At 58.9% G+C, this 18951-nt stretch carries 7 protein-coding genes; all 7 read left to right on the plus strand.

The window, feature by feature from the left end; genetic code table 11:
* Positions 1 to 174: 174 nt before the first annotated feature.
* On the plus strand, positions 175 to 6894 hold the full coding sequence (locus KI787_01040) for a choice-of-anchor A family protein (protein MBV6628514.1): 6720 nt from the start codon (positions 175 to 177) through the stop codon (positions 6892 to 6894).
* Between the two features lie 6 nt (positions 6895 to 6900).
* Positions 6901 to 12918, plus strand: coding sequence for an RHS repeat protein (locus tag KI787_01045; protein MBV6628515.1), 6018 nt, complete (start codon positions 6901 to 6903; stop codon positions 12916 to 12918).
* Positions 12919 to 13654: 736 nt separating this feature from the next.
* The gene (locus KI787_01050) at positions 13655 to 14104 is read left to right on the plus strand and encodes an IPT/TIG domain-containing protein (protein ID MBV6628516.1); all 450 of its coding nucleotides are present in this window, start codon (positions 13655 to 13657) and stop codon (positions 14102 to 14104) included.
* A 48-nt stretch (positions 14105 to 14152) separates the two neighbouring features.
* The gene (locus KI787_01055; GenBank protein ID MBV6628517.1) at positions 14153 to 15562 is read left to right on the plus strand and encodes an RHS repeat-associated core domain-containing protein; all 1410 of its coding nucleotides are present in this window, start codon (positions 14153 to 14155) and stop codon (positions 15560 to 15562) included.
* Positions 15563 to 16092: 530 nt separating this feature from the next.
* Positions 16093 to 16542 carry an IPT/TIG domain-containing protein gene (locus tag KI787_01060; GenBank protein ID MBV6628518.1) on the plus strand — a complete coding sequence of 150 codons (450 nt, stop codon included), beginning with the start codon at positions 16093 to 16095 and terminating at the stop codon, positions 16540 to 16542.
* A 48-nt stretch (positions 16543 to 16590) separates the two neighbouring features.
* On the plus strand, positions 16591 to 17955 hold the full coding sequence (locus KI787_01065) for a hypothetical protein (GenBank protein ID MBV6628519.1): 1365 nt from the start codon (positions 16591 to 16593) through the stop codon (positions 17953 to 17955).
* Between the two features lie 536 nt (positions 17956 to 18491).
* Positions 18492 to 18800, plus strand: coding sequence for a hypothetical protein (locus tag KI787_01070; protein ID MBV6628520.1), 309 nt, complete (start codon positions 18492 to 18494; stop codon positions 18798 to 18800).
* The last annotated feature ends 151 nt before the right edge of the window (positions 18801 to 18951 follow it).

The raw sequence follows: 18951 nt of genomic DNA on the forward strand, positions 1-18951 counted from the left end.
CTCGTCCTCTGCCTGGCCGTGTGTATAGGTAGTGGGGTCCCATCGGCGCAAGCTCAACCTGCGGCGAGCTTCGAGGATGCAAGCGACTGGAGCAGCTCCCAGGCGTCTTTAAGTAATGTCAGTTCGCCGGTTACTGAAGGGGCTGCTGCGCTGGCCGTCCCAATGGGCGGCTACGTGTCCGTGCGTTCCCGTGCATTTAGTGTGGGCAGCGATCTCGTTGTAGGTCAGTCCCCAGAGCAACTGCAGGTCGACCTGTATATCCCTGCTAGCCATTCCGCGTGGATTGGCTACATCGAGTTGGTAATACGGATTCCGGAGGCCGGACTATGGTGGGAGGCTCACGATCGTATCCAGCTTGCTAGTTCAGCCAAAGGGCAATACGTTACGCACACCTTCGAGTTGCGTGACTCGGTAAAAAACGCCCTGCCATCGGCATCCCAAGTTGAGATCATTCTCAACCTGAACGCCAATTCAGCACCAGACCCCTGGCTGCTGGATCATATCCGCGTTCCTGGTGCCAGTCCCCCGCCAACGCCCACACCGAGCCCCGAGCCCAGTCCTGATCCAGCGCCGGCGCCGGTCGAGTTGGGGGAGTGGAACCCCCGGTTTGTCGATGTCGGTGTTCCCAGCAGCCTCTACGCCCCCGCAGGGTGGCCGGTCGCTACAGAACTCGTCGGTTATGACCAGGCATTGCTTGCGCTCACGAGCAATGGTGATGGCACGTGGACGGTATTGGGAGCTGTTGGCGGCAGCAGTATTGTTACAGCGCGCGCTCGGGTCGGCGGTGTTGATGTGGAGCGCAGCTTTGTTATCGGTATTCACGACCCGGCCTATGCGGAACTATTGGGCTTCGAAAACCCTGATTTGTGGTCGGCAGACGGGGATGCGCTGTATGCCGTGTCCGTCCCAGATGCGCTGCAAGGTGAAAAGGCGCTGGCTGTTCCCATCAGTGGCTATACCCGTCTGACAAGCACTGCCTTTGCCCCTGCCCAGTTTGGAATAAGCGCAGCTAATGGTGACCTACTGCGACTGCGGGCGCGCCTGCCGGCTGATCAAAACGGCTGGCCGGGAACCATCGACGTCGTGTTGCGCAGGCCATCGCAATCTCTGTGGTGGGAGGCACTCGGTCAGCATAGCTTTAGCCAGCAAGGGGAGTTCGTAACTTTTGAGTTCGCGCTGACAGCAGCTGCGGTGGCGGCCTTGGGGCCTGGCGCGGCAGACATGGAGGTGATCATCAACGTAAATGGGGCGGATGGCGCGTCGCCCTATGTTCTAGATTATCTGGAGATTGGTAGCCGGCAAATTGCGGATGAACCAGAGCCACCGCCGGCCGGGGTTGTCGCAAACTTCAGCCTGGGGGCCGCCGCAGATTACAACGCCTTGGTGTTTGAGGGTTTTTCGGCCACATCGTCCAAAACCGAAGGGCGTTTGTTTGCCGGTGCGAATCTTTCGATCAACAACTACAGTGTGGCCGACCGCATTACCGATGACCCACCAGGGGCGACGCTAGTCGCCGGTGGCGACATCAGCTTCTCCAGTGGCAGGGTTTATGTAGGCGATATCGTCGCGGGTGGTGCTGCGGACATTGGTGACCCTGTGCGCAACGGTATGGCGCCTGGAGCACAGATTCTGGAGTACGCGCCATTGCCTCTGGACATCGAGGACACCCAGTCCGAGCTCCTCGCACTCGCAGACTGGTTGGCGACCTTGCCGGCCAATGGCAGCGCCGAATTCTCTTTTGGTGGTCTGTCCCTCAGCGGGGACGGCGCGTCCGATTTGCAGATTTTCGAGTTGTCAGGCGCCGAGGTGCTAACGGCTCACACCTTTGCGCTTAGCGGCATTCCTGAGAACGCTCACATTGTGTTCAATATCGACGGCGAACAAACGGGCCTTACCAACATGGGTCTGGGTAGCCTGACCGCACATCGCGAACGTACGGTATTCAACTTTTATCAGGCGACCACTCTGGAGCTGCGCGGGGTAGACGTTCAGGGCTCTGTGCTGGCGCCTAGAGCGGATATCAGTCAGCCACAGGGAGCACTGAACGGCACCATCGTCAGTCAAAGCTGGAACGGGACCATGTCCTTGGCGCATGTACCCTTTGAACCCTATACCGGCGTTGGCCGCGAAGCGCCGGAATTTGTCACCGATCCGCCGACCACCGCCTTCGTCGATCAGCAGTATCGATATCTGGCTGATGCGATTACCCAGCCTGCCAATCAGAGCGTCAGCTATGAGTTACTCGATGCTCCGCAGGGAATGAGCATCAGCCTGATGACTGGGGAGGTTTTGTGGACGCCGGTAGCGGGGCAGGTGGGTGTGGTCTCGGTATCGATCAGCGCCACAGATGAGGCCGGTCTCAGCGCGATACAAAACTTCGAGATTCAGGTCATCCAGCCCAACCGGCGCCCACAGGCGCAGGCGCAGTCATTGCAAACCAACCAGGACCAGTCGCTGCCATTGATCCTGGCAGGTAATGATGCTGATGCTGATGCCTTGAGTTATCGCTTGCTCAGTGCTCCGCAGAACGGCGAACTCTCCGGCACACCTCCAGAGCTGATCTATACCCCTAATCCCGGTTTCTATGGGGAGGATGAATTCGACTTTGCCGTTAGCGACGCCGAATTCGAATCTGACCCGGCCACGGTGAGCATCACGGTCGTTGCTGATGACCTCGATGGCGACGGGATCCCCGACGACCAGGACGAGGATCGCGACGGGGATGGTGTCAACAACGAAGTGGATGCCTTCCCCGACAACCCTGGCGAGTGGTTGGATAGTGATGGGGATGGAATTGGCAACAATTCGGACCCCGACCGTGACGGTGACGGAGTACCCAATGCCGCCGACGCCTTCCCCGATGACCCCAGCGAAAGCCGCGACAGCGATGGGGACGGAATTGGTGACAATAGTGACCCTGATCGCGATGGCGACGGCGTCCCGAATGCTGCAGACGCCTTCCCGGATGATCCCACGGAAAGCCAGGACAGCGACGGCGACGGCATTGGCGACAACAGTGACCCGGATCGCGACGGCGATGGCGTCGACAACGATGCCGATGTATTCCCGGATGATCCCACCGAGTCCGCAGACCTGGATGGCGACGGCATCGGCGACAACAGTGATCCCGACCGCGATGGCGATGGCGTCGGCAATGACGCGGACGTTTTCCCCGATGACCCGAATGAGTCCACCGACCTCGACGGCGATGGTATTGGTGACAACAGTGACCCGGATCGCGACGGCGATGGCGTCGACAACGATGCCGATGTATTCCCGGATGACCCCACCGAGTCCGCAGACCTGGATGGTGACGGCATCGGCGACAACAGTGACCCAGACCGCGACGGGGACGGGGTGGATAACGCCGACGACACCTACCCGGACGACGCTACCCGTGATCGGCTGGAAACCCCGCAAGCACCCTCAGTGGCGGTTCAGGACCAGGCTCTGGAAATCTCCTGGTCGGAACACCCCGACCCGGCAGTGGTGGCGGGTTTCCATGTTTACCGGCAACCCGCCGGAGGGGCTGATGAGCAGCGTCTAACGCCCGGCCCCGTTACGGAAAACGTATACGTGGACACCACCGTTGTGAATGGTGGCGCCTACCTGTATCGGATCACGGCTGTGGATGCAGCCGGTCGCGAAAGCCTGCCCAGCGAAGCAGCGCAGGGCTTTATCGCCTACAACCGCCAAGCCGTAGAGGAGCTGACCTTGGTTCGCGATGGCCCTGATGCCGTAGCGAACTGGGCCGTCAATCCGGAGGTGGACGCTTATCGCATCTACCGCGAGCAGGACGCAGTGCCGTCAGAGCTGCTGGCGACGGTTGCCGACAACACCTACACCGATACCACGCCGGACTGGCGCCAGCGCTACCTGTACTCCGTGGCGACCATTCGCCGTTTCGACAACCCCTTCAGCGGTGAAACCGAAACCGTTCAAGGTCCGCTTTCCGACCCCCTCGAGTTCCTGCCATTGCCGCCCTTGGTGCTGAGCCTGGAGAGTGCCGAGGAAGTGAGCCCGGGCCAGTGGCGGCAAATTGTTGCAGCCGGCCATGCTGACGTGACGGGGACCTATGCTGATGCTGTGGATACGCTGGAGCTGCTGTTCCAAAGCGCCAACCATCAGTCCACCGTTAGGCCCGCGGAGGGGCGCTTTGCCGTGCGTCTGCCACTGGCCAGCACCACCGAAGTCTGGCAGGTGCGTCTGCGCGAAACCCGATTTGCAGATCGCGAGGCGGCGCTGGAACTGACCACGCAGCCAGATACGCTGGGCCCGACCGTGAGCATCGATGGCGAAGCCGAGCGGGAGACCAGCCAGAACACGGTGTTCCTGTCCGGTCAGGCGGTGGATGCCGAAGGCGAGGTGAGCACCATCGTTGCCCTGAGTGATCGTGTAGAGGGTGTGGAGGTCGAGGCCAACCTCGATGCCGAGGGGCGGTTTACCGTGGAGTTCCCCTTGCTCTCCGGATTCAACCTCATCACCGTTCGCGCCGCAGATAGCGGCGGGAACATCGGTCAGGCACAGGTCAGCGTCCGGCGGGTTCCAGGGGCGGTGCCCGAAGTGTTTATCGACGCGCCCACCCCGGGTACCCGCACGCAAGAGCAGCAGATCTCGCTGAACGGGCGGGTGTATTCATCGCAAAGCAGCGACAACATCCGCCTCACGCTGGGCGCGCAGGTGGTATTTCCCAGCACCGATGCGACGGACGATACGCTGCATCTGTTCCAGTTTGAGCAGCTCAGGCTGGAACCTGGTGTCAACGTTTTACGCGTGGTGGCTACCAGCCCCGGGGGCAGTGACGAGGCCAGCGTGGCCATATTCCAGGGTGAAGAGGATGGCGCCGGTGGCGAAGACGGTGCCCCGCTGCTGGAGGTGACCGAGCCGCGCACCCAAAGGGTCTTCAATACCACGCCAGTACCGATCAACGGCCGGGTGATAGCCGAGGTAGGCCCGCTAACGCTGACCATCAATGGCGCGCAGGTGGCTCTGGCTACACAGGATCAACTCGACAGCTCCTTCCAGACCATGGCTGACCTGAACCCCGATGGCAGCCCCACCAGCTTTAGCTTGGCGCTGACCGATGGCGCAGGCCGCACCGCTGAGCAGGTGCTGGAACTCAGCCTGGACAACACGCTGCCAGTGATCCGCCTGGACAATACCCTACAAGCACCCCCGACGGTGAATACCGTACTGGAGCAGCCGTTGGTGCTCACCGGCCAGGTGAGTGATACGGATCTGACCGGCTTCGAAATCAACGGCGTCAGCGTGGCTTTGGAACCTGGTACCGATGATGACGAATTTATCTTCCGGCATGAGGTGACCCTGGCTGCCGATACAGTCGAAACGCTGACCTTGGTGGCCTGGGATCAGGCCGGCAATCGCAGCGAAGAATCCTATGATGTCCAGGCGGGGCAAGATATCGCCTTGGAATTTGTGCGCCCGCGCACCGACAGCAGCCTGACCCTGCCAGCATCCACCTCGCAGCTGACGGTCACCGTGCGGCTGAGCGGCTCCTTGACCCCGGCCCGCATTCTGTTGCAAATGGACGACGCGCCCGCGGTGACAGCCACGGGCAGCAGCGAGCTGTGGAGCGCCGAATTGCCGCTGGCGGATTTTGCCGGCAACCGCACACTGCGAGCAGTGGCCGAGGATGACCAGGGCGAGGTGTTGGTGGCCGCCACCACCCAGATCACATTGATTAACGAAGACAGCATCCCGCTGGACATCAGCCGCAGCGAACCAGCGATCTCCGCGGCTGATGTACCTCCCACGGCTGATGTGCAATTGTTCTTCAACCGGCCTGTGGACATGACCCAGCTGGACATCCAGATACGCGAAACCGTCCATGGCTTCGATTTCCTGCCGCCGCGGGATGCCGGTGGTGATTTCCCCTTGCTCGACAACATCGAGCCAATTGAAGTCCACCGCGACCTGCAGCCCGTGGCCGGCAGGCTGGCACAGGCCATCGACCGTCGCAATGTCGGCTTTTTACCCGAACGTGATTTCGCCTACGGCGCCACGATCTTTGTTGATGTGAGCTATGCAGGACAACTCATTCGCCGATACCAGTTCCAGATTCGCCCCACGCCAACCCTGGTGCAGGGTGTGGTGCTGAACACCGGCATGGCGCCCCTGGCCGGCATGCGCGTGGATCTGCCGGCCCTGGGACTGTCTACCCGTACCGACGGGAATGGTGCCTACTTCTTCGGTTTTGGTGCGACCACGCCACACCTGCCTGGTGGCCGCTATGAGTTGCGGGTCAATAACGATCTGGAGCGACCACAATACGGTGAATTCATCAACTCGGTCAGCCTGCAGGATGGCCGCTTCAACGATGTGGGACTGGTCCGGCTGGCCCGCATCAACCCCGATGTCCCCTACCGCCCGCTCGCCAGCGGGCAGGCTGAAGTGGTACTGGATAGCGGCGATCTGCGTCTGGATTTAACCGCCGTCGAGCTCTCATTTGCCGACCGGCGGCGCCAGGGCCTGGCGCATGTGCAATTCCTGCGCGCCGATGATGTACTGGTACGCCGGCATGTCGCCGCCACGCCGAACTGGCTCTATGCCGTGCAGCCACAGGGCATCGAAGTCGAAGGCGAGCTGGGCCTGAATATCAATCTGCCTGGCTACTTTGGCGACAAATCCTATCTGCCGCCCAATGGCACCTATGTGTTGCTGGTGGGTCGTGATCCTGGCTCCCTCATGCTGGTGCCGACTGGTGTTGGCGTTATCAACGCCGGCCGACTGCAGTCATTACGTAGCGAATATCAATTGCTGGATTACATCGGCTACAGCCTCTCCGGCACCGATGACCAGGCGCAGGCACGGCTGAAGGCCTACGCCGATGGAGAAACCTCGTTGTATGACTTACTACGCCTGGTGGGGGGCTGAGTAGCGATGCAAGTTTGCCTGTCCCGAGTGAGTCAGCTGGCGCTACTGATGCTGCTGTGCCTGCCATCAGCGTTGTGGGCGCAGGCGCCCACGTCACCGCTGCCGATTTACTGGCGCTACTCGGCCTCGGGCTATGTACTGGCCACCGGCTTGGTGCGCGATGAGGCCGGCAACCCGGTTTGGGTGGAAATCGACGAAAGTCAAAGCGACCCCACCCAGCAGCAACAGCCCTTGCCCAACCAGCCACCCCCTGATGCCCAGGTTTTGAGCGGCCCCCTGGTGCAGGCTGCACTGGCGGAATATGCCGACTTTGTCAGCGGTGACAGCCCCTACCGGGATGCTTATCAGATACTGGATCGGGCGGCGTACAACCAGCGGGCCGAGGCTGGTTTTGGCACAGCCCGGGTGCAGCGCAATGGGCAGTGGGTGGACGAGCCGATCACCAGCCCGCCGCTGAGCGCCAACTGGGTCATGAGTGTGGTGATTCGTGACCCCGCCACAGTGACTGACCCGCAGGCACTGCCGCCGGAAGGCTTGGTATTGCTCCAATCGCCTATCGATCTGGGCAGCGCCCCCACCAGCATCCCTGGTGACACGGTATCGGTGATTGTGGATGCGCAGGGCCGGCTGCTGCATAGCTCGCCGTTGCCGGTTGGTTTTCAAACCGACTTTTTCGACCCGCCGTTGCAAACCCCGCTGGACCGTCAGCGCATGAATGCCGAGATGGACGAACGCGTGCTCAATGGGCTGTCCGGGGTGCGGGTGCGCAACTCGCTGGACTGGAACGCGCAGGCGCTGAGCGCGCCAGAAACCGGCGGCTACCGCCTGAGTTACCTGGGCGTGCCATGCCCCTGCACCGCTTTCAGCCATGACACGGTGATTACCGGCACCGTGCCCTACCGCAGCTTCAACCCCAAGAGCCCCTCGGGGCAGGGGATTTACACCATAGCCACACCCCAGAGTAATACCTGTATCGGCTATGCCCATTGTGATTTGCCGGCCCCCGTGGGGTCGGTGGGCGGCACGCTGGGCAGCCGGGTGGCCGGTATTGTGGCCACCCTGGCCGAGCCACCGCGGCTGCGCCGAGATCTGCGTTTGGACTCGGTGCTGCTCAGCGGTATCGGCCGCCTTACCGCCGGTGTGGAGCTGGGGCCGGTGGACTACAGCGACCAGCGCCAAAGCTACGACCCCGGCGCCAGCTTTGCCAATTGCGCCGCTGGGGAGGTATTCGCTACCGACCTTGATGGCGATGGTGACGACGACCGCGCCTGCCTGGGCCAAACCCCCGAGCAGGCCGGCCGGGTGTTTGTGTACCTGGGCGGGGCGCCCGTGCAGGCCGTTGATTCCGCCGAGCGGCCCTGCGACCCCTTTGCCGACGGTGCCCAATGCACTTTCATCAATTTCGACCTCAGCCGAGCGCCGGATACCCTGCCTGACCTGCAAAGCCGTGGGCTGTTGCAACGCCTGAGTGAGGACGACCTGCGCAATACCGATATCTACGTTTATCGGGCATCCACCGGCGAGTTGTTGGCCGAGCGCCTGGGGCTGGGCGATGACCCCGAGCGCTGGATCTTTGACCAGGCCGATGTGGTGCAGGGCGAAACGGCGTTTCGCTACCAGACCCTGCTGCGGGGCACCGACGTGCGGTTTCGGCAGGCGTTTTTGGGCTTGGGCGCCGACAAGGTCCCCGACGAGCAGGAGCCCACCCGCAGCAGCCTCACCCGGGGTGAGCAGCTCCAGGTGGTCGCCATCAACCGCCCCACCGGGTATATCGGCACCACCACGGTGTCCTACGACCAGCAGGGCCTGCAGGTGATTGTGCCCGACCTGGAGCTGCAGCCGCCCCGTCTGCGTATCCGTGCCACCCGCAAACGGGTGGACCAGCTGGGCCTGACCCAGGGCAGTGAAGCCCTGCATCTGATTACCGGCGAAGGGGTAGGCCTCACCGATGATGTCTACATCGAGATTGAAACCGAATGGACCGATGCCGATGGCCGCCCCCTGCCGCAGGGCCTGGCCGAGGACGGCTACAGCGGGCTGCTGTACAAGAGTGTGGAAGGCGACAGCCTGACCCCGGACGCCGCCTGTGGTGCCGACGCCGCCCAGCTCACCATCCGCCCCGGGGTGCACAAACAACTGCTGCGCCTGAATGACGACTGCGGCCTGCAGGCCGAGCATTACTACCTGTACGTGTGCGGCTACCCCATTCACCGCCCCGGCCGCAGCCGCTGCTACGACTTTGCCGGCCCGGGCCGGCCGAAGTACTACACCCCGGTGCAGGTGCCCCTGCTGGACGAGGCCAGCACCCGCGCCCAGGACCGCGCCTGGCGCGCCCTGCGCCGCGAGGGCAACCAGATCGACCGCCCCGAGCCGGTGTACCAATGGGTGTACCGGCCCGAGTTTCAGTTTTCGGTGTTTGATTTGGAGGTGGCTGCCATCAACCGCGAGCTTCCGGACGGGGACCTGACCAACGTCCGGGATTTGCCGCTGGCCGTGCTGGGTGGCACCGAAAGCGCCGTCGAGCTGCTCTACGACTTGCAGGCCCCTGGTAATGATGAAGCAGCGCCCCCCTTGGCAGTCTTCGGGCCCCATGCCGAGGCCGACCGCGGCCTGCTGTTTGTGCTGGGTGAAGAGGAGGTGCCGGTCACGCTGGGTACCGATGGCGCCATCCGCTTTGAGAATATCGACCACATACTCTCTTTGGAGCCGGCGGATCTGGTCACCCTGCGTTTGGTGCAGAACCAGGACCCGACCAACATCCTGTGGCAGTTTGCGTTCAAGACCGAAGGCTGTGACATCGGCTCATACTCCTACCAAAGCACGGATATGGAGGTCGCGGCCAATCCGCCATTGGCGCTGCAGCGGCAGTACTGCACCACCAACCTGCCCAACCGGGACGATGAAGAAGAAACCGAGCCCGTTCAGCGCAAATCCAGCGGGGTTTTTGCCAGCTCTCAAGAATTCGGGCGGGGTAGTGGTCATTCCTATGCGCTTTTCCTGCGCCACGGTGCCTTGGATGGCAGTGGTAAGACTTTGGAGCTGGTGTTTCCAAGGGGGGAGTCCATCCGTTATGAGCGCGTGGCCGGCGACACCGTGCGCGATTCCGAGTACACACACACGCAATCTCCCGGTGCATTCTTTGCCAGCCGCCTTGCTTACAGCGAAGATTTGGGCGAGTTTGTACTGACACTGCGAGATGGGATGCAATATCGCTTTGCGGCCAGCGACGGCAGCAAGCTCACCACCATGATTGACCGTAACGGCAACACCGTCACCATTGAGCGTGATCGCGGCCGCATGCTAGCGGTGCGCGCGGCCCATGGGCGTGAAATCACCTTTACCCATACGGCTGCCGGGCTGATCAGTACCGCGACCGACCAAAGCGGTCGGGAGGTGCGCTACAGCTACGATGCCGATGGTCGGCTGGAAGCGGTCGATTTTCCAGACGGCACCGGCGAGAGCTACCGCTACGACGACCTCGATCGCATGGTCCAGGTCATCGACCGGCGCGGTAATCCCGCGGTGCAAAACACCTTCGATGTGGACGGGCGCTTGAGCCGCCAGGTGCGGGCCGATAATGCCATTACGCGCATGGACTACGAAGAGGCCGGCTCGGGTGCGGTCGCCAGCCGCCAGACCCTCAATGCGCGCGGCATCACCACCCGCCATCGCTACAACACCGCGGGCTATCCGGTCGCCCGTACCGAGGCATTGGGAACCCCGGTAGAGCGAACCATCCTCTACGAACGCGCAGCCCGCAGCGAGCGAGTCACGGCCATGACTGACGCCCTGGGAAGACGCACCACCTACGCCTATGACACCGCCGGCAATCTCATCCAGCTCACGCTGCTGGCCGACACCCCCGAGGCCGCGACCTACCGCTTCAGCTACGAGCCCAGCTTTAACCAGCTGACCCAGGTGACCAACCCGCTGGGCCAGACCACCCGCATGGCCTACGATGAGCAGGGCAACCTCATAGAGGTGATCGATGCCAGCGGCCGCCGGACCCGGATGTCCCACGATGCGGAAGGGCGGATAGTCGAAGTGCTGGATGGTTTGAATCACGCTCTGCAAATGAGCTACAGCGGCGCCGACCTGCAGGCGGTGACGGATGCCCTGGGTCGCACCACGCAGATGGGGCACGATGCCCTGGGCCGGATGACACACTTTGAGGACCCCCGCGGCATCCAGACCTTTTTCACCTACGACCCCGAAGACCGTTTGACGCAAATCACCGATGCCCTGGGCGGCATCACCACCATGGATTACGACAATGCCGGCAACCTGATCGGGTTCACCGACCCCCGCCAGGCGGGCACCCACGGCTTTGGCTATGACGCCGTGGACCGGCAGATCACCATGGTCGACCCCCTCAATGCCGCCACCCAGGAAACCTGGGCTTATGACAACAATGGCAACGTCATCACCCGGGTGGACCGCAAGGGCCAGCACACCAGCTACAGCTATGACGCACTGGATCGCCTGACCCGGGTGGTCTACGCCGACGGCGGGCAGGTGGATCTGGTGTGGGATGCCGGTGATCGTTTGATCGAGCTGTCCGACTCCGTAGGCGGCGTGATCACCCGCAGTTATGATCTACGCGACCGCCTGGTGCGGGAAGTCACGCCTCAAGGCGAGGTGCGCTATGAATACGATGCCGCCAATCGGCGTACCGCCATGGAGCTGGGCAACGGCGCCCGCTGGGAGTACGGCTACGATCCGGCCGGCCGACTGCTGTCCGTGAGCCACCCGCAGGGCGCCGTGAGCTATGCCTATGATGCCGCAGGCCGCATGACCACCGTGAATCTGCCCAACCAAGTCATTGCAAGCTATAGCTACGATGCCGCCAACCAGATCACCCGCATTGCCTATAGCCGCGCTGGAGTGGAGATCGGCGACCTGAGCTACAGCTACGATGCGGCCGGTCGGCGCATCAGCCAGGGCGGCAGCCTGGCGAGACTGGGAACCTCAGGCGAGGACTTCGATGCCACCTATGATGCCGCTAACCGCTTAATCACCTTTAACGGCCAACCTCTGAGCTACGACCCCAATGGCAATCTGCTATCCGGTTTGGGCCAAAGTTACATCTGGGATGCCCGTGACCAGCTGAGTCAGACCGCAGACCTCAGCTTTTCCTACGACGCTTTGGGCCGCCGAACCCAGCGCACCGACGCCACCGCCACCACGGGTTATCTGCACGATGGTGCCAACCCCATTCAAGTGGATCAGACCCTGATGCTCTCTGGTCTGGGACTGGATGCCTTTGCCGCAGAGATCACCCCGAGCGGCACCCAAACCTACATTCGTGACGCCCTGGGGAGTGTACTGGCCATGGTGGATGACACTGGAGCCACCACCGGGGAGAACCGCTACAGCGCCTACGGTCAAACCACCAGCACCGGAGAGGCCTCCCAATTCGCCTATACCGGTCGTGAGGAAGATGCCGAAGACCTTTATTTCTACCGGGCCCGTTACTACTCGCCGGTGCTAAGCCGGTTTCTGAGTGAGGACCCGATTGGTCTTCTGGGGGGAAGCAACCTATATGGGTATGTGGGTGGTGATCCTTTGCGGTTCGCTGACCCACTTGGCTTACAGCAAACACTGTTTGGCTTCACGCAAAGCCAGGCGCAGTATTACGCTGTGATGACGCAAATCAATCAATACAATCGGGAGCAGGCTCCTCAGAAAAGACAGTTTGCGCTAAACTACTGCGCGGCTGTGACTGGCTTCGGCGCTCTATATTTTCCGCCATTAGGTCTTGCGTCATTCGCATTTTCCGGAATGGCAATAGCCGACAAGTGGTTAACTACAGGCGAGCCGGATTATTTTGGCGCTGCTCTTTCTCTAGGCTCGGTCGGGTTCGTTCGTTCCGTGGTTGGGTTGACTAAAGCCCCGGCCGCTGTTGTTGACTTCTCTGATGAGTTTGCAATCTTCCTAGATGCAGGAAACGCTACGCGCTCTGCAGTACTCGTACTTGAACCGTCTTCACCACTCACAACGGAGTCTTGTATTGATTGTGAATGATTGGCCCTATTCATAACGGCCTTCATGAATTCAGCATGATGACAATGGAGGCCATGGCGAAATATAAATGAGGGGTCAAGTGTAAGGTGTAAATCTGACGTTCGGCATTCCTATAACGGTGAATTCAGGTGGTTCATCGTCTTTTCGATGTGTGGGTGGAAATCTGCCTTTATTGTTTTTGTGATGGGTTGGTATTTTTGGGGGTATGGGGGTTAGAAATATATATGGATACAGGCCGTGCCAAAGGATAGGTGTCCTGAGAAACCCTTGATTGCGGGTAGTCGATGGGTATGTTTAATTGTCCTGCACTTTTCGGTGTTTATTGGGGTTTTTTATTTATGGATTTTGCGCGGTGAGGTTCGTTTGCCTGACGTATTTCTACTGGGCGCGTCACTATGGATGAATGAAAGGAACCTTCGCACGGGCGCCGTTGGAATTGGTTCGCACGTTATGAGTTACACAAGTTCTCCCTTTCAATATTGGTTGTTTGTAGTGGGTTGGTATGGTATTGCCGCGTTTTTTATATGGTTTTCGATGCTTGAATGAAAGGGGTAAATTATAAATGGTTTTGGACTGCAAATTAAGTCTTTCGGTTGGTGAGGGTTTTCGGGTGCATGGCTGAGGGTATAATCGTCGGAGCCGGGCTTTGGCGGGAAGGGTTCTAGTTTTGGAGCACGTCTGTTTTTTTGTCAGACGCGTATATGTATTTATGAGTCTGTTTTTGGGCGGGTGAGACATGATCGAACTGAGAAAGACGTTCATCGCTATATGGTGGATCACCCTGTCGACGGTTGCTACAGGGCAGCTCGCCGACTACGTTTACGATGATTTAAACCGCCTTGTAGGTGTTGTCGTGCCCGCAGAAGATCTTGCGGTGGTGTATCGGTACGATGCTGCCGGCAATATTTCCTCCCGTCGTTTCTACAATGATTCGGAGTTGGTTATGCACGGTTTCTCCCCAGCTTTCGGCACGGTGGGCCAGGAGCTCACCGTTTACGGAACCGGTTTTGGCGAAAACCCTGCAGACATCAGTGTGACGGTTGCCGGGGTGGAAACAACACCGACCCAGGTAATCCCAAACCGTGTGGTGGTCGCAATTCCCGCGGGCGCGGATGGTGGAGTTGTATCGCTGACAACGCCTCAAGGAACAGTGTCGAGCGATCAGGTTTTTCGGCTGAGGCCCTAACATCATCGCGGTTTTATCACCCGCGGTTATGATCTACGCGACCGCCTGGTGCGGGAAGTCACGCCACAAGGCGAGGTGCGCTATGAATACGATGCCGCCAATCGGCGTACCGCCATGGAGCTGGGCAACGGCGCCCGCTGGGAGTACGGCTATGACCCTGCGGGCCGGCTGCTGTCGGTGAGCCACCCGCAGGGAGCCGTGAGCTACGCCTACGATGCCGCAGGCCGCATGACCACCGTGAATCGGCCCAACCAGGTCATTGCAAGCTATAGCTACGATGCCGCCAACCAGATCACCCGCATTACCTATAGCCGCGCCGGAATGGAGATCGGCGACCTGAGCTATAGCTACGATGCGGCCGGTCGGCGCATCAGCCAGGGCGGCAGCCTGGCGAGACTGGGAGCCTCGGGTGAGGACTTCGATGCCACCTATGACGCCGCCAACCGCTTGATCACCTTTAACGGCCAACCACTGAGCTACGACCCCAATGGCAACCTGCTATCGGGCCTGGGCCAAAGCTATGTCTGGGATGCCCGTGACCAGCTGAGTCAGACCGCAGACCTGAGCTTTGCCTATGACGCCCTGGGTAGGAGGACCCAGCGCAGCGACGCCACCGCCACCACGGGTTATCTGCACGATGGTGCCAACCCCATTCAAGTGGATCAGACCCTGATGCTCTCTGGTCTGGGACTGGATGCCTTTGCCGCAGAGATCACCCCGAGCGGCACCCAAACCTACATTCGTGACGCCCTGGGGAGTGTACTGGCCATGGTGGATGACACTGGAGCCACCACCGGGGAGAACCGCTACAGCGCCTACGGTCAAACCACCACCACCGGAGAGGCCTCCCAATTCGCCTATACCGGTCGTGAGAAAGATGCCGCAGACCTGTACTACTACCGGGCTAGATACTACTCACCGGTATTGAGCCGGTTCCTCAGTGAAGACCCTATAGGCTTACGGGGTGGCAGCAATGTGTATGGGTATGTGAGTGGTGATCCAATCTCGTTTAATGACCCTCTAGGTCTGGTTGAATGGGCTGGCACGTATGTAAGTTACTCCTTGGGGGCGCAGGGTAGTGGTGGATCATATTTTCTCTTTAATTTGACTTCCGAGTGCGTAGGTGATTACAAGGTCAATCTAAGACTGAGGGCCGCAGCGGTAGGTTTGTCATTGTTTAGTCTTCCGGTTGGTGTGGTGGGCGGAAATATAAGTTTTGATGATCCGTGGGATTTTATTGATACCGGCGCATTAGCGGGCCCATTTACGTTCGCTGGCTCTTCAGTAAATATTGGAATCGGTGTGTCAGCAGGCGTAATAAATCTTGGTGATGCTACGACTGGGATCGATATGTCGCTAAGTGCGGGTGTTGGTTGGACCCTGATGGACATCATGGTGGGGAGATCTGAAATTGTCCCTGAGTCCGTTAACCGGATTGAATGTATTTGTTCGGACTGAAGCGCTCCATGTTGATTTTTATGGCTTTCCTTGTCTGGGGTTTGTACGCTATCCTTTCTTGCTATCTAATGTTGCAAATACGGTTGAACTATGGAGATATATATAAGAAATATGGGAGCCCTCCTGTATTTCTTAGTTCGCCTGCACAGATTCCGTTTATTTATGATTTCGTGTTGATGGGAGATTACAAACAAGAGCCCGTTGATCGTGAGATAAGGGGTTTGTGCGCTGCGCTTCGCTTTTTGTTCTTTGCTGGTGTTGTCGTTTTGGTTATCATATTTTTTTCGTAGAATTAGTGATGCATGGTTTTCGTTAGTGGTAGGTAGGTGGATGATTTAAAAATAGTATGGGTCGTAATAAATGGTGTCGGACTGCTTTTAGAACCAACAAGCCTAAGTGTGAGTCCTTCTTCAATCCTGGCTTGTGCTGGTGATTTTTCTGGTCGCCCCATGGCAGAGGTGGTATATGCTTAAAGAAACGCCTGATAGGTTTGTCGAGTTCTATATAAGTCTGTTTCGGATGGGTGAGACATGATCGAACTGAGAAAGACGTTCATCGCTATATGGTGGATCACCCTGTCGACGGTTGCTATTGGGCAACCCGCCGACTACATTTACGATGATTTAAACCGCCTGGTAGGTGTTGTCGTTCCCGCAGAAGATCGTGCGGTGGTGTATCGATACGATGCAGCCGGCAATATGTCGTCCCGACGTTCCTACAATGATTCGGAGCTGGTATTGCACGGCTTCTCCCCAGCTTTCGGCACTGTGGGCCAAGAGCTCACCGTCTACGGAACCGGTTTTGGCGAAAACCCGGCAGGCGTCAGTGTGGCAGTTGCCGGGGTGGAGGCGACGCCAAGCCAGGTAACCCCAACCCGTGTGGTCGTCTCCATTCCAGCGGGAGCGGATGGTGGAGTTGTATCGCTGACAACACCTCAAGGAACAGTGACGAGCGACCAGATTTTTCGACTGAGGCCCTAACGTCATCGCGGTTTTATTACCCGCAGTTATGATCTACGGGACCGCCTGGTGCGGGAAGTCACGCCACAAGGCGAGGTGCGCTATGAATACGACGCCGCCAATCGGCGTACCGCCATGGAGCTGGGCAACGGCGCCCGCTGGGAGTACGGCTACGACCCTGCTGGCCGACTGCTGTCGGTGAGCCACCCGCAGGGAGCCGTGAGCTATGCCTACGATGCCGCGGGCCGCATGACCACCGTGAATCTGCCCCACCAGGTCATTGCAAGCTATAGCTACGATGCCGCCAACCAGATCACCGGCATTACCTATAGCCGCGCTGGAGTGGAGATCGGCGACCTGAGCTATAGCTACGATGATGCCGGTCGGCGCATCAGCCAGGGCGGCAGCCTGGCCCGTTTGGGGGAATCCGGCCCCGACTTCGATGCCACCTATGACGCCGCCAACCGCTTGATCACCTTTAACGGCCAACCACTGAGCTACGACCCTAACGGCAACCTGCTATCAGGTCTGGGCCAAAGCTATGTCTGGAATGCGCGTGACCAGCTGAGTCAGACCGCAGACCTCAGCTTTTCCTACGACGCTTTGGGCCGCCGAACCCAGCGCACCGACGCCACCGCCACCACGGGTTATCTGCACGATGGTGCCAACCCCATTCAAGTGGATCAGACCCTGATGCTCTCTGGTCTGGGACTGGATGCCTTTGCCGCAGAGATCACCCCGAGCGGCACCCAAACCTACATTCGTGACGCCCTGGGGAGTGTACTGGCCATGGTGGATGACACTGGAGCCACCACCGGGGAGAACCGCTACAGCGCCTACGGTCAAACCACCACCACCGGAGAGGCCTCCCAATTCGCCTATACCGGTCGTGAGGAAGATGCCGATGACCTGTACTTCTACCGGGCGCGCTACTACTCGCCGGTGCTGAGCAGGTTCCTCAGTGAAGACCCTATAGGCTTACAGGGTGGCAGCAATGTGTATGGGTATGTGAGTGGCGATCCTCTGCGATTTACTGATCCGCTGGGGCTTGAGCCTGGTTTATTCGGCTTGACGGCAAATGATGTAAGAGCCATGTCTCCATTGGCTTCGCTACCTCCGGACGTTGCGGCGGAAGCAAGGAACGCATATTTCAATTCGCAGCCGGTGGAGTTCGAGAAGGCGAAAGTGCAGTTCGTCGACTACAGTAAGTGTGTTTTAAAGTGTGAAGGGAGGGTCATCATTGAGGAGGGTGGGACTCGACTTCTCGAGAAAACCTTATCTGATGCTGCGCAATGCGTGGCGACACATGGAGATACACCCGGCGCGAGAAAAGTGGCTAAATTTTTTGGAAAGAAAGCGATACCTTTGGTTGGGCAGCTATCGACAGTTTACTCAGGAGTGCAGGCCTTGGGGTGCTTTTATGTCTGTCAATAGAGGGAGATCTGACAAAGAAAGGGTCACGCTGAAAGCTGTAGTTCAGATGGCTTTCCTTATAGTTGGTTTTCTTTTATTTGTTGCGGCCGTTATCACGATTAAGTGCCGTACCACTGTGTGGATGTTTGATTTAAAGTAGTGATTCATGTACTTGAAAGGCGTATTGATTTCTGATGTGGGCTTATTTATGATGGGCATGTAAATGAAGGATAGATATCCGGCCAATGTCTATCGGTCAGGCGCGCCATATCGTAAGCTTCCGCCTCTAGCTTGCGTATCATTTTTCGCGTCGAGTGCGGCAACCGCGGACAAATTCAGGACTACAGGCGAACTGGATGGTTATAGTGTGGTTCTTTCTGTGGGTTCCCTGGGCTTTGTTCGTGAGGGCGTGAGATTGACCAAAGCTCCAACTGCTGTTATTGATTTTTCCGGAGAATTCGCAACCTTTTTGGATGCAGGAAATGCTACACGGTCTGCGCTACACGCAGCTGAATCGTGTGTCGACTGTGAGTGATGAGAGGGCATAGGGCTGGTTAGTGCCAAAAGACAAGTATCCTGAAGAGCCTATGATCGAAGGGCGCCTTTGGGTGAGTGTAATTGTCGTGCACATTTCGATATCCCTTGGGGTGGTAGCATGGTTGATGGTCCGGGGTGAGGTGCGCCTAATTGGAGTATTTACCCTTACTGTTGCGCTTTGGATGAACGAAAGAAATCTGCGCCAAGGCGCCGTTGGGGTTAATGCGCATGTAATGAGCTACAAAAGCTCGCCTTTTCAGTATTGGTTGTTTATATTTGGTTGGTATAGTGCTGCTGGCTTTGGCGTTTATTTGGCTTTTTTGGAATGAATAAATGGGGTCGGAATGCTTTTAGAACCAATAAGCCTAGGTGTGAGTCCTTATTCGGCCCGGACCTGTGCTGGTAACTATTCCGGCTGCCCCATGCCGGAGGTGGTATATGATTAAAGAATCGCCTGATAGGTTTGCCGAATCCTATATA

The organism is Oceanococcus sp. HetDA_MAG_MS8 (assembly GCA_019192445.1).
GTDB lineage: Bacteria > Pseudomonadota > Gammaproteobacteria > Nevskiales > Oceanococcaceae > MS8.

Coding starts and splice junctions, on each gene's coding strand:
- KI787_01045 (MBV6628515.1), top strand. CDS start 6,901: ATGCAAGTTTGCCTGTCCCGAGTGAGTCAGCTGGCGCTACTGATGCTG.
- KI787_01050 (MBV6628516.1), top strand. CDS start 13,655: ATGATCGAACTGAGAAAGACGTTCATCGCTATATGGTGGATCACCCTG.
- KI787_01060 (MBV6628518.1), top strand. CDS start 16,093: ATGATCGAACTGAGAAAGACGTTCATCGCTATATGGTGGATCACCCTG.